13 protein-coding genes are annotated in these 15850 nt (G+C 60.6%); 10 read left to right on the forward strand and 3 right to left on the reverse strand.

Annotated elements, in window-relative coordinates; translation table 11 throughout:
• The first annotated feature begins 97 nt into the window (after positions 1–97).
• A complete protein-coding gene (locus NKH30_RS18725; protein ID WP_352682001.1) occupies positions 98–1012 on the forward strand; it encodes a LysR family transcriptional regulator in 915 nt (304 codons plus the stop codon).
• Between the two features lie 160 nt (positions 1013–1172).
• Here NKH30_RS18725 and NKH30_RS18730 read toward each other — a convergent pair whose 3' ends face one another.
• Positions 1173–2420 (reverse strand): cytochrome P450, encoded by a 1248-nt coding sequence (locus NKH30_RS18730; protein WP_352614131.1) that lies wholly within the window; start codon positions 2418–2420, stop codon positions 1173–1175.
• Between the two features lie 97 nt (positions 2421–2517).
• On the opposite strand from NKH30_RS18730, the gene NKH30_RS18735 reads away from it, so the two are divergent.
• On the forward strand, positions 2518–3621 hold the full coding sequence (locus tag NKH30_RS18735) for an NAD(P)/FAD-dependent oxidoreductase (protein WP_352996531.1): 1104 nt from the start codon (positions 2518–2520) through the stop codon (positions 3619–3621).
• A 7-nt stretch (positions 3622–3628) separates the two neighbouring features.
• Here the strand turns inward: NKH30_RS18735 and NKH30_RS18740 are convergent, their stop codons facing one another.
• The gene (locus tag NKH30_RS18740) at positions 3629–4219 is read right to left on the reverse strand and encodes a hypothetical protein (RefSeq protein ID WP_352996533.1); all 591 of its coding nucleotides are present in this window, start codon (positions 4217–4219) and stop codon (positions 3629–3631) included.
• A 374-nt stretch (positions 4220–4593) separates the two neighbouring features.
• Here NKH30_RS18740 and NKH30_RS18745 point away from each other — a divergent pair, with 374 nt between their 5' ends.
• From NKH30_RS18745 to NKH30_RS18775, 7 genes are all read left to right on the forward strand, one after another.
• Positions 4594–5988 (forward strand): TackOD1 domain-containing metal-binding protein, encoded by a 1395-nt coding sequence (locus NKH30_RS18745; RefSeq protein ID WP_352970408.1) that lies wholly within the window; start codon positions 4594–4596, stop codon positions 5986–5988.
• Entirely contained in the window at positions 5985–7259 is a 1275-nt protein-coding gene (locus NKH30_RS18750) for a glycosyltransferase family 2 protein (RefSeq protein WP_352471966.1), read from the forward strand. Before NKH30_RS18745 ends, NKH30_RS18750 begins: the two co-directional genes overlap by 4 nt.
• 92 nt (positions 7260–7351) lie before the next feature.
• Positions 7352–8284 carry an HlyD family secretion protein gene (locus NKH30_RS18755; protein ID WP_352996535.1) on the forward strand — a complete coding sequence of 311 codons (933 nt, stop codon included), beginning with the start codon at positions 7352–7354 and terminating at the stop codon, positions 8282–8284.
• Between the two features lie 345 nt (positions 8285–8629).
• Entirely contained in the window at positions 8630–9259 is a 630-nt protein-coding gene (locus NKH30_RS18760; RefSeq protein WP_023674655.1) for an ATP-dependent Clp protease proteolytic subunit, read from the forward strand.
• 304 nt (positions 9260–9563) lie between these two features.
• The gene (clpX, locus tag NKH30_RS18765; RefSeq protein WP_006332719.1) at positions 9564–10838 is read left to right on the forward strand and encodes an ATP-dependent Clp protease ATP-binding subunit ClpX; all 1275 of its coding nucleotides are present in this window, start codon (positions 9564–9566) and stop codon (positions 10836–10838) included.
• A gap of 280 nt (positions 10839–11118) precedes the next feature.
• Complete coding sequence (gene lon / locus NKH30_RS18770; protein ID WP_352501552.1) at positions 11119–13530, forward strand: endopeptidase La; 2412 nt, start codon at positions 11119–11121, stop codon at positions 13528–13530.
• A gap of 196 nt (positions 13531–13726) precedes the next feature.
• Complete coding sequence (locus tag NKH30_RS18775) at positions 13727–13999, forward strand: HU family DNA-binding protein (RefSeq protein ID WP_006201846.1); 273 nt, start codon at positions 13727–13729, stop codon at positions 13997–13999.
• Positions 14000–14073: 74 nt separating this feature from the next.
• Here the strand turns inward: NKH30_RS18775 and NKH30_RS18780 are convergent, their stop codons facing one another.
• Positions 14074–15096 (reverse strand): aldo/keto reductase, encoded by a 1023-nt coding sequence (locus NKH30_RS18780; protein ID WP_352681991.1) that lies wholly within the window; start codon positions 15094–15096, stop codon positions 14074–14076.
• Between the two features lie 184 nt (positions 15097–15280).
• On the opposite strand from NKH30_RS18780, the gene hxlB reads away from it, so the two are divergent.
• Complete coding sequence (hxlB, locus tag NKH30_RS18785; RefSeq protein ID WP_352932923.1) at positions 15281–15847, forward strand: 6-phospho-3-hexuloisomerase; 567 nt, start codon at positions 15281–15283, stop codon at positions 15845–15847.
• Positions 15848–15850: the final 3 nt, after the last annotated feature.

A 15850-nucleotide genomic window follows, 5' to 3' on the forward strand; every position in this document is an offset into this window, starting at 1 on the left:
GGATTTTGCAGCTTTCCGGATTTTGCAGATTCCGATACTTTCCGTCCAATATCGTTTGAGCCATGGGTAATTCTATTTGGGAAATTAAAGGCTGAAGATGAACCACAAGCTGATGCAGTCCTTCATGGCCGTCGCCGAAGAGCTGCATTTCGGGCGCGCGGCAGCGCGCTTGCATATCTCACAGCCGCCCCTGACAAAGCAGATCCAGCAACTGGAACAGGCGATGGGTGTGCGCTTGCTGGAGCGCACCAAGCGCAAGGTCGAACTGACTGCGGCGGGGCGTGTGTTCCTTGATGAGGTTAGGGCCGTGCTTCAGCAGACAGAGCAGGCGGTGGAGCTTGCTCGCAAAGCCGATCGTGGCGAAACCGGCCATCTTGCTGTCGGATTCATCGACGCGGCTATCTACAGCGTGGTGCCGTCTGTCGTCCAACGCTTCACCAAGCGCTATCCCGAGGTCGAGTTGAGCCTGACCGACCTGCGCATTCCCAATCAAGTCAGGGCTGTGGCCGAACGCCAGCTCGATATCGGTTTTGTTCATCCTCCCGTCGTTCACAACGCATTGAAGGTCGAAAGCATACTGGTCGAACCCCTGATCGTGGCCTTGCCGGAAACGCATCGGCTGGCCTCGGAAGCAGAGGTCGCGCTAGCCGACTTGGCCTCCGAAGCGTTGATTCAGTTCCCGCGCAGCATCAATCCATCCCTCTATGACGAGATCGTCGGGTTGTGCCGTTCATCCGGGTTCAGCCCGAGGATCGTTCGAGAAGCAACGCCGAAGCAGACAATCATCGGACTTGTATCCGTCGGGCTGGGCGTCTCGCTGCTGCCCGCCTGTCTGCAAAATTTGCGCCGGAGCGGCGTCGTTTATCGCCCTATCCAGGGACGAACCTTGTCTATCGACACTTCAATCATCTACCGGCATGAACAACCCTCGCCGGTGCTGAAGGCCTTCCTCGACATCGTCCGCGAGACGACGCAAAAAGATTCAAATCCCGTCTCTCTTCAAGCTTCATGACCGAATTTCTGTAGGCATCCGGGATTGTTAGTGTGAGGTCCTGCTTCCGGTAGCTTCATCGTTCGATCAGCGATTATTCGGCACTCGCGGCCTTGAGATGTTACCTATTTGACCGGAATTCGCCGGAGCCGGCTTCGAAGCCTGTCGTCGGAAGCCGTCCTCAGATTCTGACGGCAAGCGTTTCCAGCCCGTGGAAATGATACGTGTCACGGAAGCGCGGCTGTTCGGCCATTTGGAGCCGCGGCAGGCGTTCGAACAAGGTTTTCAGCGACACCTGCAGTTCGAGCCGGGCGAGCGGCGCGCCGATGCAGAAATGGATGCCGGCGCCGAACGACACGTTCTTCTGGTCGGCACGGTCCGGCCTGAAGGCGAGGGGCTCGGCAAACGCAGTAGGGTCGCGATTGGCCATGCCGAGCAGCAGACCGATCGTCTCGCCCGGCTGGACGATGATCCCCGGCCCGGCCTCGGCCTCCTGATAGGCGTAGCGCGTGAACATGTGTAGCGGCGCGTCGAAGCGCAGGCACTCTTCGACCGTCGCGGCTGTTGCTTCCGGTGAGGCGAAGAAGCGGCGCGGGTCGCCGCCTTGCGCAAGGATCGAGCGCACCGCATTGCCGGTCTGGTGGACAGTTGCTTCATGGCCGGCATTGAGCAAAAGGATGGCCGAGGATACCAGCTCGTTCTCCGACAGTTTCTGGCCGTCCTCCTGTGCCGCAATCAGCAGCGACAGAAGATCCTCGCCCGGCCTCTTTCGCCGCTCGGCGACGTAGCCGCGCAGAAAATCGGAAAAGTCGCGCGCGGCGCGATTGGCCGTGTCCTCCGTCTCGCGGGTGCGGCCATGCATGTACATGGCGACCATCCGATGCGACCAGTCGAGCAGCTGCGGCCCCATGTCGACCGGCACGCCGAGCATTTCCGCAATGATGGTGATCGGCAAGGGAGCTGCGAATGCCGGCAGCAGGTCGACTCCTCCTGGTTCGAAACGGTCGATCAGTTCGTTGGCCAGCGCCTCGACACGTGGCCTGAGCCGCTCGACCTGGCGCGAGACGAAGGCGCGGTTGACCAGCGTTCTGAGCCGTGTGTGGACAGGCGGCTCCAGCTCCAGCATCGAATTGGCCTCGATGCCGTCGAACGCGCTGAGGTGCGTGCGGTCCTGACCGATGCCTCGGCTGTCCGGAATGCCGGCCGGGTTCTGCCGGCCGAAGCGGCGATCGCGCAGCAGCCGGTTGACGTCGTCGAAGCCGCCAAAGCACCAGAAACCAAACTCCTCCCAGAAGAAGGCGTTCGATGCGCCATGCAGGAAGGCGTAGGCTTCGTACGGATTCTGGAAGAACGCCGGCTCGTGCGGATCGAGCCGCAGGCGACGCGTGGCTGGATCAAAAGCAAGGTAGGGCGGCTTCAATTCGGTCATGCCAGATCATTAGCGCGGCTTGCCAGTCTGGTGCCAGACCGTATGTTGGCCCTCCCGCGAGGCGAGCCGCCGAAGCGGTTGCGGAAGGACGGTTTTCATGAATGTGATCGTGGTCGGTGCAGGCATTGCCGGGCTATCCACGGCGTGGTCACTGGTCAGGGCCGGGCACCTCGTCTCGATCGTCGAGCAGGGACCGATCCCCAATCCGCTCGCCGCCTCGGGCGATCATCACCGCATCATCCGCCGCGCCTACCGGGCCGGAACGGGCTACGGCCGGCTGATCACCGAAGCCTATGAAGCCTGGGATGAGATGTGGGCCGATCTCGGCGAAAGCCATCTCGATCCGCGCGGCTTCATCTGCATTTCGCGCCAGCCGGGAGATGAGGCCGAGGAATACCGAGAAGGCATGGAAGCCGGGAACTACCCGTTCGAATTGTTCGAGCCGGATGCCGCGGTCGAACGCTGGCCGTTCCTGGAACCTGGTTCATTCCGCTATGCGTATTTTTCGCCGGACGGCGGCGCGCTGCACTGCCGCAAGATCGCCGCCGGCCTCGCCAGGTGGCTGCGCGCGAACGGCGCCAATGTCTACGAGAACAGCAAGGTGGTCGAGATCGACGCCGAGGCCGGGCATATCGTGCTGGCAGGCGGCGAAACGATGCAGGCCGAACGGATCGTCGTCGCTGCCGGCGCCTGGGTGCTGAAACTGTTCCCGGAGCTGGACCGCGAGCTGAAAACCTGGCGCACCGCGCTCGCCTATGTCGAACCGCCGGCGGATCTGCAGGCAGCCTGGCAGGCAGCGCCGGTTGTCCTCGACATTGGCGGCACTGTCGACGGCTACGCAATCCCGCCGACAGGCGGCGCCGGCATGAAATTCGGCTCGGGCCTGCACAGGGTGCCGACCAGCGATGCCGACTGGAACCGTCAGCCGGTGCCGGGCGAGGGTAAGGCGATCCGCAACCTGTTTTCGCCGCCGCTTGCCCGTATCGAGGAGTATAAGGTCACCGAGGTGGTCACCTGCGCCTACACATTCACCGCCGACGAGAAATTTCTGGCACACCAGAAAGGCAGATGCCTGGTCGTCTCGGCCTGCTCCGGCCACGGCTACAAGTTCGGCGCGGCAGTCGGCAGAAGGGTTGCGGCCTGCGTCGGCAATGGCGATGTCGACGGCCTGAAGAAATGGCTCAGGGCAGAGGTGGCCTGAGCGGCTGCTAGTACCGGCAGTGGCGTGGGATGTGCACGCGCCGCCAGCTGGATGAGCCCTCCCTGACCACCACGCGGCGAGCCACTGTCTGATAAGACGCCGGAATGTCGACGATGCGCCGTTGCTCCGGCCGCACGAGAACCTCTTCGGCGACGCTCTCGTATTCGGCGGGCAGGACAACGCGCCGCCGGCGTTCCGGCTCAATCACGACGATCTCGGCCACGCGTTCATAGCGCGCCTTGTGCCTGACCTTGCACAGCACCTTGCGGCCATCGATGATGCGCCATTCCCAGGAATAGCCGCCGTCATCGACCCTCACGGACCGGTAGATGGTGCGGGTGATGGCGGGCACGATCTCGTAGCTGACGCGCGCCGGCGCGATCTGCACCACGCGCTCGCGCGTCCCGTAGATCGGCGCTTCATACTGCACCTGCTGGCCGGCTGGGCTGACGAGCACGTCCTCGTAGACGGTGTCGTAGACGGCCGGCCGATTGACCTGCTCGTAGCATTCGACCGCGCGTCCGCCGGCCGCCGTTTCCGACATTGTGCCGAGCATGGTCAGGCCGGCAATGGCGAAGGAAGAAGCTTTCCTGGTCATGGAACTCCCCCTGTTTGAACCGCATGAAGCGGGTTCAACGTTGAACTGTAGGGAAAGCCATGTCGTGGAAAAGGCGATTCATCAAACTTCGTTAATTCGACTACCTGAGTCCGACAGACAAATTCTTGCTGCCAATTAAGCATCCGCTAACAATCAACGAATAACATTTGACGTATTCGAGTTGATTGACTTGGTCGCTGGTCAGGAACGTCGTGGGGGGACGTAGCTGGCCATCCGGTGTCGCATGCGATCCCGCGTTTTCCGCATATCTCGTCCTGCAATAATCCTTTCAGTAAATGTGACGTTGCCCTTGGATCCTCCACCCAGGCTGCAAGTCGTACCTGTGGCGGCGTTCCTTTGCGAGCGCCGGGCAAATGGAGGCCGACATGCCCGCAGAACTTGTTCCGAAATCCGTTGTGCAACTGCCGGCACCGACGGCTTCCACCGCAAGCCATGAACTCACCGACCTTTGCCTGGCACTCTGGGCCAGAATGGGATTGTCCTGGAAGCCTGCCGTCGAATGGTTCCCACGCGTGGTCGTTCTGCATTCGGCGATCTACCGCACGATGTTCGACTCCTCGTCGGAAGGGGACATCGATGCCGTTCTTCTGGCCGATGAGCGGCGTAACTCGCCGCTGGACAACCTGCGTGACCACATTCCGCTGGCGATGGTGCCTGTCATCGATCTGGGCGGCCGTGCCGGCCGGTTCGCGGATGTACATTTCGATCTGATGCAGCAAACGACTTGGGCGGAGACGGCAAAATGCATTCTCGATTTTCGCCGCCGCCGCGAACAGCTTGCCGCGCACATCCGTTCGACAAATACGCCCGAAACGCGCTTTCTTGCGCATGCCTTCGTCGCCGGCAGAAGCATCGAAGCCAAGCGCTATCCGATGACGTCGGCCTCCATAAGCTATCCGGGCTTTCCGTCGGCGGCCAAGACGATCCCGATCGCCGAAGATCTCTCCCATCGCGGACTTCTGCTTAAGACCTTCTTCGACCGCGTGCATGAGTGCGGCGCCTGCGGGTCGCGGCGGCTTACCGTTCGCGAGGAATGTCCCTCCTGCCGTTCGGCCGATATGTTCGAGGCCGAGCTTATTCATCATTATCGTTGCGCCGCTCTTCGTCCTGAAGGCGATTTTCGGCAGGGAAGCGCACTGGTCTGCCCCAAATGCAGCCAGCAATTGCGTCACTATGGAAAGGACTATGACAAGCCCGGCCACTCGCAAATCTGCAGGAGGTGCAAGGATTCGACATCGGAGCCGGCTGTTGGATTCGTCTGCCAGGATTGTGATGCGCGGGCTGATGGCGACAGCGTTAAACGTATCGACTTTTTTTCCTACGCACTCACGGATCAGGCGCTGTCTCTGCTCACCAGTCCGGAGAAAAAGCTGCCAACGTCCTTGTTGGGGTTGCCGCCATCCCTGGTTCAGGAACTCGACCGCGCACGCATGACCGGAGCGAAGGGCCCGCCGTTGGCGGTCACGGAATTGCGTTACGGAGCACGAGATTCGCTCATAAAATCAAAGGGCCAGGACGTGTTTGAGAAACTGCGCCGTCTCTTCATCGAAAACCTGAGCAATTACCTTGCGGAGACAGGATCGGTGCACAAAGGCGCCGCCGCCGACTATTTCATCATGACGGCGAAGGGCGACGAGACATTGTCGGAGCAGATATCGGCAATGCTTTCAATCTGCGAGGCGTCTTTGGGCGAAAAGCTTGACCCTCGCCCTCGGGTGGCGACCAAAACGGGGCAAGCCTCGCGTTGAATGATCTCGAACTCGGATTTGCATTCCTGCTAGCTCAATCGACGGCGAGCCTGGCCTCCGTTTTCTGGTACACGCTGGTCTTTGAGTTCCCCCGTTACATCATTCCGTTCGTCGCGGCCGCTGTGACCATGCGTTCGCGTGATGCCGCGGGTTCGATTGAGCATGAGCGACCATTACGGCCCAATGTAAGCATCATTCTGGTTGGCCATAATGAGGCTGAGTCCATCGAAACCTGCGTCCGCTCGTTGCGGGAACAGTCTTTCAATGACTTCGAAGTTGTCATTGTCAGTGATGGTTCGACCGATCGGATGAGCAGGGTCTCGCAAGCTCTGGTCAAGAAAGGCTATGCCTCGCGCATCATTTCGACGGATCTGCGGGGCGGCAAGGCGAGCGGGATCAATCTGGCGTGCCGCGTAGCCAAAGGCGACATACTGATCAATGTCGATTGCGACTGTTCGTTTGATCGGTACGCGATCGAAAATATTCTCGGCCCCTTTTCGGATCCAGCGGTTGGAGCGGCATGCGGCGATATTGCACCGCGCAACGGCCACGCGAGTATCGTCGCCCAGTTTCAGGAGATCGAATATTTACAGTCGATTTCGGTCGGAAAGCGTATTGCTGGAGCTCTCGATCAGGTCGTTTGCATTTCGGGAGCGTTCAGCGCCTTCAGGCGCAAAGCCCTTTTGGGGGTTGGGGGGTTCGACGTAGGCGGTGGCGAGGATCTGGATGTCACGCTGAGATTGCGGCGGGCGGGCTGGCGCATGGCCTATGTCCCGGATGCGATCTGCTATACGGACGTCCCGATAACCGCATACCAATATATCCGCCAGCGATTGCGCTGGGAACGCGATGCCATTTGGCTACGCTTTCGCAAACACTACCGCCTGTTTCGTGTCTCGGACTCGGGTTTCCGGCTTCCGGAGGCCCTACACCAATGGGATTTCCTCCTTTTCAACGTCGTTGGTGCCGCGATATTCCCGCTCTATCTCGTCTGGCTTGCTCTCCAGTACGGCTCTTTCACGCCCGCGATCCTCATCGGCATGCAGTGCGGCCTCCTGGTTCTCGACGTGTTTGTGCTGGCGCTGGCCAGTTGGACCACCGAGCGACGGGGGTTCTGGCGAAGCATATGGTTCCTGCCCGGCTACTCCCTGTTCATGACCTATGTGATGAGACCCGTTCGATTGATCGCCTATATCGATGAATGGGTGTTCTCAGGTTCACATCGCGACAACTACACGCCGATCAAAGTTCGGCTAGAGCGGCCCTGGTAGAGAACGAGCTTCAGATGAAATACATTCGAAAACATGTCCGAGTGGACAATCTGGGAAAACAGCAGCGCGCGAGTGTGGGAAGTTGGGGTCGCATGGTTTACCTCGCTCTCCTCGGTTTGTTTTCCTCTTCGATCGTCTACTACCTCATTGGTGATGCGGTCGTCTTGTCAGCGGACGGTATTGTCCTGAAGGATCGGTATGCCGTCGATGCCGCCTATCCGGCCAAGGTAACGCATGTCTTTGTCAAGGCGGGAGACAAGGTCGAGCCCGGTACATTGCTCGTCGAGCTTCAATCGTTCGACATGGTCAAGGAGATCGCGGAGCTGCTGTTGCGACAGGGTGAACTCGCCGTTCGCGAGGGCCAGCTCCACAGCCGACACGAAGCGATCCAGTCCGTGATGCCGCTGGCCGAGCGGACAGCGCGTGAAACCAGGACGACACTTGCGAGAATCGACACCATCGTCACGGCAGGCATCGTCTCGACTTCGACGAAGGACGAAGCCGTTCGTGGCAGCTTCCAGGCCGCCGAACATCTGGCTGATCTGACCGGTCAATTGCAAGCGACCAAATCCGAACTCGCCCTGGTGGCGCAATTCCGTGCGAGATCGGGCGAGGCTATGGATGAGGTAAAGGCCATATATGACGGCGGAAACATCCGCTCGGTCACGGAGGGGGTCGTTGGCGCGAAGGTGCCGGTCCCTGGCCAGGTGCTGCGGTTCGGCGATCCGCTTCTACAGATCGACGGCGGCAAGTCCTACGTCCTCGCCTATCTGCCGGACAACTATCTGTTTTCGCTGCGCGAAGGAATGGCGGTCGACGTGGGTAACGGAACCGAGCGTGCAAGAGGAACAGTCGAAAAGATTCTGTCGGTCGCCGACGCGTTGCCGGACGAGTTTCAGAACATGTTCCGGCCCCGCGACAGGTCAAGGCTGATCCGTATCGCACTCGATGAGGCGAATTCCTTCGCGGTCTCGCAAAAAGTATCAGTGAGTGGTTGCGCGTTCGGCTTCTGTTGGGCCAGGTAATGCCTGCTTAATCCTGCGGAGGCAGCTACTTAGCCGTCCTGGGAACGCAATCAATCTTCCTGGCCCGATACGACGTTCCAGGCCCTTCGCGTTGTGAGCGACGCCAGTGCCACCATGGCCGCGCGAAACCGTGGGATCAAAGAGGTGAAGTCAATCCACCAGGATCCGTGCCGCGTCCTCCAGGCACCGTCCGGCAAGCTTGATTCGTTTTAACCAAGTGGCTAGGAGAGGCGGCCTTGCGCTAGGGTGAGCCGGCATCCTATTTACACAATAACGATCCAGAACCGATTCTGCCCGATTGCAAATCTCCGGCGCCGGAATCCCATCCTCAAAAAGGGATAGTCCATGAAGAACCCCGTCGAAACCTACATGAACCTCGTTCCGATGGTGGTCGAACAGACCAATCGCGGCGAGCGGGCCTACGACATTTTCTCGCGGCTCCTCAAGGAGCGCATCATTTTCATCACCGGCCCGGTCGAGGATGGCATGGCGACGCTGGTCTGCGCGCAGCTGCTGTTCCTCGAGGCGGAGAATCCGAAGAAGGAAATCAACCTCTATATCAACTCGCCCGGCGGCGTCGTCACCTCCGGCATGGCGATCTATGACACCATGCAGTTCATCAAGCCTGCGGTGTCGACGCTCTGCATCGGTCAGGCCGCCTCGATGGGCTCGCTGCTCTTGACGGCGGGCCACAAGGACATGCGCTTTGCCACGCCGAACGCCCGCATCATGGTCCACCAGCCTTCCGGCGGCTTCCAGGGCCAGGCTTCCGACATCGAGCGCCATGCCCAGGACATCATCAAGCTGAAGCGTCGCCTCAACGAGGTTTACGTCAAGCACACCGGCAAGAGTTATGATGAGATTGAAAAAACGCTCGACCGTGACCATTTCATGACTGCCGACGAGGCCAGGGATTTCGGCCTCATCGACAAGGTCATTTCGTCACGTGAGCCGGTCGAAGGTATTGCCTTATAGGTCCGCGGTGGCCCCGCGGTGGCAATGAGTGGCGGGATCACGCGCTTTTGGCGCAGCTTGCGGCATTTCGGCCACAATTGGCTGTTCCCTCGACGGGTGCAATTGCCTACGTTAAGGCTATGTTGATTTTCGACGGCTTAGCTTTGCGTGGGGTTGTTCGAATCATTGCCCCGTTTTCCGATTTGTGTTTCGTACGGAATGCGTTGCGGGAGCCGGGGCACTGGCGGCGGCGGATTCCCGCGATAGATTGAATATGCGCCCTTTCAACCAGACCATCGGCGGGCGGCCATGAAAGGACATGAAAATGAGCAAGGTCGGCAACAACAGCGGTGATTCCAAGAACACGCTTTATTGCTCGTTTTGCGGCAAAAGCCAGCACGAAGTGCGCAAGCTGATCGCCGGGCCGACGGTGTTCATCTGCGACGAATGCGTCGAACTGTGCATGGACATCATCCGCGAGGAGAACAAGACCTCGATGGTGAAGTCGCGCGAGGGCGTGCCGACCCCGCAGGAAATCCTCAAGGTTCTCGACGACTACGTCATCGGCCAGCCTTACGCCAAGCGCGTGCTGTCGGTGGCCGTCCACAACCACTACAAGCGCCTCGCCCATGCCGGCAAGAACAACGACGTCGAGCTGGCGAAGTCGAACATCCTGCTGATCGGCCCGACCGGCTGCGGCAAGACGTTGCTGGCGCAGACGCTGGCCCGCATCATCGACGTCCCCTTCACCATGGCCGACGCGACGACGCTGACCGAGGCCGGCTATGTCGGCGAGGATGTCGAGAACATCATCCTGAAGCTGTTGCAGTCGGCCGACTACAATGTCGAGCGCGCCCAGCGCGGCATCGTCTATATCGACGAGATCGACAAGATCTCGCGCAAGTCGGACAATCCCTCGATCACCCGCGACGTCTCGGGCGAGGGCGTGCAGCAGGCACTTTTGAAGATCATGGAAGGCACTGTCGCCTCCGTGCCGCCGCAGGGCGGCAGGAAGCATCCGCAGCAGGAATTCCTGCAGGTCGACACCGCCAACATCCTGTTCATCTGCGGCGGCGCTTTCGCCGGCCTGGACAAGATCATCTCGGATCGCGGCAGGAAGACCTCGATCGGTTTCGGGGCCATCGTCGCTTCGCCCGAGGATCGCCGCACCGGCGATGTTTTCCGCCTGGTCGAGCCTGAGGATCTCTTGAAGTTCGGCCTCATTCCAGAGTTCGTCGGCCGTCTGCCTGTCTTGGCGACGCTGGAGGACCTCGACGAGCCGGCGCTGATCCAGATCCTGACCGAGCCGAAGAACGCGCTGGTCAAGCAGTATCAGCGGCTGTTCGAGATGGAGAATGTCGACCTGACCTTCCATGAGAACGCGCTCTCGGCGATCGCCAAGCGCGCCATCGAGCGCAAGACCGGCGCGCGCGGCCTGCGTTCGATCATGGAAGCGATCCTGCTCGACACCATGTTCGAGCTGCCGGCACTGGAAGGCGTGCGCGAAGTGGTTATTTCGGAAGAGGTGGTGTCAGGCAACGCCAGGCCGCTCTACATCTATTCCGAGCAGAAGGAAAAAAAGGGCAACGTCAGCGCCTGACGTGAGCCGGCAATGGATTTTTCTGAAACGGCGCCGCAGGGCGCCGTTTTGCTGTCGCACCCCGCGTACGGCGCCGCGTGCTGGGTGCGGATTGGAGGGACGGACAGTGTTGACCCTTGATCTTTACCCCCCGGGCCTCCAACTAAAGGCGGAAGGCCGTGGTGCCGAATTCTGTGCTGTAAAACTCCCGTCACAAACGGTGGTAGGCGGAACGATCCCCGGTCGTTAATATGAGATTCGCGGTTGGCCGATTGGCGGCCGCGACATGAAAGGTTGGACAATGGCCAAATTATCCAAGGCTCCCAGCGACGGCGTCTTCGCAGTCCTCCCACTGCGTGACATCGTGGTGTTCCCGCACATGATCGTTCCGCTCTTCGTCGGGCGCGAAAAGTCGATCAAGGCGCTGGAAGAAGTGATGGGTCAGGAAAAGCAGATCCTGCTCGCGACCCAGATGAATGCCGCCGACGACGATCCGGAGCCCGATGCCATCTTTGACATCGGCACGCTCGCCAATGTGCTGCAATTGCTGAAACTGCCGGACGGCACCGTGAAGGTGCTGGTCGAAGGTGCCTCGCGCGCGAAAATCGTCGCGTTCACCGACCGTCCCGACTTCCATGAGGCCCGTGCTGCGGCGCTGGTCGAACCGGAGGAGGAAGAGGTCGAAGTCGAGGCGCTGGCACGTTCCGTGGTCACCGACTTCGAGAACTACGTCAAGCTGAACAAGAAGATCTCGCCCGAAGTGGTGGGTGCCGCCAGTCAGATCGACGACTATTCCAAGCTCGCCGACACGGTCGCCTCGCATCTTGCCATCAAGATCCCCGAGAAGCAGGAGATGCTCGCCACGCTGTCCGTCAAGGAACGGCTGGAAAAGGCGATGGGCTTCATGGAAGCCGAAATCTCGGTGCTCCAGGTGGAGAAGCGCATCCGCTCGCGCGTCAAGCGCCAGATGGAGAAGACGCAGCGCGAATACTACCTCAACGAGCAGATGAAGGCGATCCAGAAGGAGCTCGGCGAGGGCGAGGACGGCCGCGACGAGGCTGCCGAGATCGAGGCGCGCATCAAGAAGACCAAGCTCTCCAAGGAGGCCCGCGAAAAGGCGGAAGCCGAGCTGAAGAAGCTGCGGACGATGTCGCCGATGTCGGCTGAATCGACCGTCGTGCGCAACTATCTCGACTGGCTGCTGTCGATTCCGTGGGGCAGGAACTCCAAGGTCAAGCAGGACCTGGCCTTTGCCCAGAATGTGCTCGATACCGATCATTTCGGCCTCGACAAGGTCAAGGACCGCATCGTCGAATACCTCGCTGTGCAGAGCCGCCAGAAGAAGCTGAAGGGGCCGATCCTGTGCCTCGTCGGACCTCCCGGCGTGGGCAAGACCTCGCTCGGCAAGTCGATCGCCAAGGCGACCGGCCGTGAGTTCATCCGCATGGCGCTGGGCGGCGTGCGCGACGAGGCCGAGATCCGTGGTCACCGCCGCACCTACATCGGCTCGATGCCCGGCAAGGTCATCCAGTCGATGAAGAAGGCGAAGAAATCCAACCCGCTCTTCCTGCTCGACGAGATCGACAAGATGGGCCAGGATTTCCGCGGCGATCCGTCATCGGCTTTGCTCGAGGTGCTCGATCCCGAGCAGAACTCGACGTTCATGGACCATTACCTCGAGGTCGAATACGACCTGTCGAGCGTGATGTTCGTGACGACGGCGAACACGCTGAACATCCCAGCGCCCTTGATGGACCGTATGGAGATCATCCGTATCGCCGGCTACACCGAGGACGAGAAGATCGAGATCGCCAAGCGTCACCTGATGCCCAAGGTGATCCGCGACCACGCGTTGCAGCCGAAGGAGTTCTCCGTCGGCGAGGACGCGATCCGCGGCATCATCCAGACCTACACCCGTGAAGCGGGCGTCAGAAGCCTGGAGCGCGAGCTGATGAAGCTCGGGCGCAAGGCGGTGACCGAGATCCTGAAGACGAAGAAGAAGACGATCAACATCACGGCGGACAATCTTGCCGATTACCTTGGTGTTCCGCGCTTCCGCTTCGGCCAGGTCGAGAGCGACGATCAGGTCGGCGTGGTCACTGGGCTCGCCTGGACGGAAGTCGGCGGCGAGCTGTTGACGGTGGAAGGCGTCATGATGCCCGGCAAGGGCCGCATGACCGTGACCGGCAATCTGCGCGATGTGATGAAGGAATCGATCTCGGCGGCGGCCTCTTACGTCCGCTCGCGGGCCATCGATTTCGGCGTCGAGCCGCCGCTGTTCGACAAGCGCGATATCCACGTCCACGTGCCGGAGGGTGCAACCCCGAAGGACGGACCGTCGGCTGGCGTGGCGATGGCGACGGCGATCGTCTCGGTGCTGACCGGTATCCCGGTCAGGGCCGATGTGGCGATGACCGGCGAGATCACGCTGCGCGGCAGGGTGCTGCCGATCGGCGGCCTTAAGGAAAAGCTGCTTGCCGCACTCCGCGGCGGCATCAAGAAGGTGCTGATTCCGGAAGAGAACGCCAAGGATCTGGCGGAGATTCCGGAGAACGTGAAGAGCGGCATGGAGATCATTCCGGTCTCACGGGTTGGCGAAGTGTTGCGCCATGCGCTGGTGCGCATGCCGGAACCGATCCAGTGGGTCGAACCCGTCAATGCGCCGGCCGTGGTCGATGTCGGAGACGAGGCTGGTAAATCGCTGGCGCATTAGTGCTTGCTAAAGTTGCAATGCACAAAGAGAGAGCCGGGCCTTGAGCCCGGCTTTTTCATGTGAAGAACCGCGGATTTCCGGGCTTTTTTCGACTTTCCCGGCGCTTTTCGACTTGGTTGCCGGAGCGCTTCTTTCTAAAGTCCGTTTCCTGCCGGATGAGTCGAGTGTTCCGGTTTTCTCATGGAAGGGAATTTTTATGAACAAGAACGAACTGGTGTCCGCTGTCGCCGATGCCGCGAGTATTTCGAAGGGTGACGCGCAGTCGGCGGTTGATGCGGTGTTTTCCGTGATCACCGGCGAACTGAAAAAGGGCGGCGATGTCCGGCTTGTCGGCTTCGGAAATTTCACCGTGTCAAAACGCGCCGCGTCGACCGGCCGCAATCCGCAGACCGGTGCGGAAGTGAAGATCCCGGCGCGCACCGTGCCGAAGTTCTCGGCCGGCAAGGGCCTCAAGGACGCGGTCAACTAGGCGCCTCCTTAAGTCTTTCAGAGAAAAGAAAAGCCGGCATATCCGGTTTTTCTTTTCTGTTGGAAAAGGCGGCGCTATGCCGTCGGCGCGTCCGTGCGCATCAAGCCTTCTTTCTTGAGATCGGTCCACAGCGCCGATGGCAGCTTTGCGTCGAGCAGGGAGCGATTGCTTTCGACTTCGCCCGGCCGCTGGCCGCCGGGGATTACCGAGACGACGGAAGGATGCAGCAGCGGGAACTGCAGCGCCGCCTCGATCAGGCGCACGCCGTGGCGTTTGCAGACGGCCTCGATGCGGGTGACGCGGTCGATGATGTCCTGCGGCGCCTCCGAATAATTGTAGTAGGCGCCGGGGTTCGGCCCGGTTGCCAGGATGCCGGAATTGTAAGGCCCGCCGAGAACGATGCCGATGCCGCGTTGCTGGCATAGCGGCAGGAAAGACTGCAGCGCTTCCTGCTCCAGCAGCGTGTAACGCCCGGCAAGCAGGAACAGATCGAAATCGCCGCGCTCGGCCAGCGTCTGGGCAACCTGCCACTCGTTGATGCCGCCGCCGAAAGCCTTGATCACGCCCTGGTCGCGCAATGCCAGCAATCCGTAGTAGCCGGAGCTCATGAATTCCTGGATGCGCTGGTCCGAGGCTTCCTTGCTGCCATGGGTGAAGATGTCGACATCGTGCACGAAGAGGATGTCGATGCGGTCGACGCCGAGCCGTTCCAGCGAGGCTTCGAAGGAGCGCATGACGCCGTCATAGCTGTAATCGTAGACCTCTCGGCGCGATGGGGTGTCGAAGAATTTGCCGATGCCGGTGCGCTGTTCCGGCGGGCAGGCGCGCATTATGCGCCCGACTTTGCTGGACAGCACGTAGTCGTCGCGCTTCTTCGAACGCAGGAACGGATTGAGCCGCGTTTCGGCTAGGCCCAGCCCATAAAGCGGCGCGGTGTCGAAGTAGCGGCAGCCGACCCGCCATGCCGCCTCCAGCGTAGCATTGGCATCCTCGTCGGAGACGGCGCGGTAAAGATTGCCGAGCGGTGCGGTGCCGAAGCCGAGCTCGGTGAAGGTGATGCCGCCATTGCCGATGCGGTCGAAATGCCGTGTCTTCATATGTCGTCGTTTCCTCATTCACGATTTGCCGTGACACTATCACGGCTGTAGCGCATCAAAAGCACTGCGTGTCGTTGGACACCGATTTTCGCGGTGATAGCATGAATGAAAACAAGCTGTTCGGGGCAAAGGTGACTAAGATATTCAAATGGTTCTCCGGCACCGGCAGGCTGGTGCAAATGTCATGACGGACGCCGGCGAAAACCTGTTTGGGATTGCGCTGAACGAGCTTGGCACCGTGCTGGAGCGTATCGACGCAAGCCGCATCGACGCCGCTTGCGCCATCTTGGCCGGTGCGAAAAAGATCGTCACCTATGGCTGCGGCCGCGAGGCGCTGCAGGTCAAGGGTTTTGCCATGCGGCTCTATCATCTCGGTCTGCCGGTGTCGGTCGTCGGCGACATGACCACGCCGCCGCTGGGCGCGGGCGATGTCTTCCTCGCCAGTTCCGGCCCGGGTGAGACGTCGACGGTGCTGACCTTGATGCAGGTCGCGCGCGAGGTCGGTGCCACCGTCCTGCTGCTCACCGCGCAAGCCGACAGCACTGCCGCGAAGCTGGCCGACCTCACACTGCTTATCCCGGCTCAGACCATGGCCGACGACCAGGGGCAGGAAAAGACATCCGTCCTGCCGATGGGCTCGGTTTTCGAAGGTGCGCTGTTCGTCCTCTTCGAAGTGATGGTGCTGAAGCTCAGGGATCTGACCGGCGTCTCGCCGGGAGCGATGCGCGGCCGCCACACCAATATGGAGTAGGTG

Origin of the sequence: Mesorhizobium sp. M1273 (genome assembly GCF_040318195.1) — a bacterium.
Lineage (GTDB): Bacteria > Pseudomonadota > Alphaproteobacteria > Rhizobiales > Rhizobiaceae > Mesorhizobium.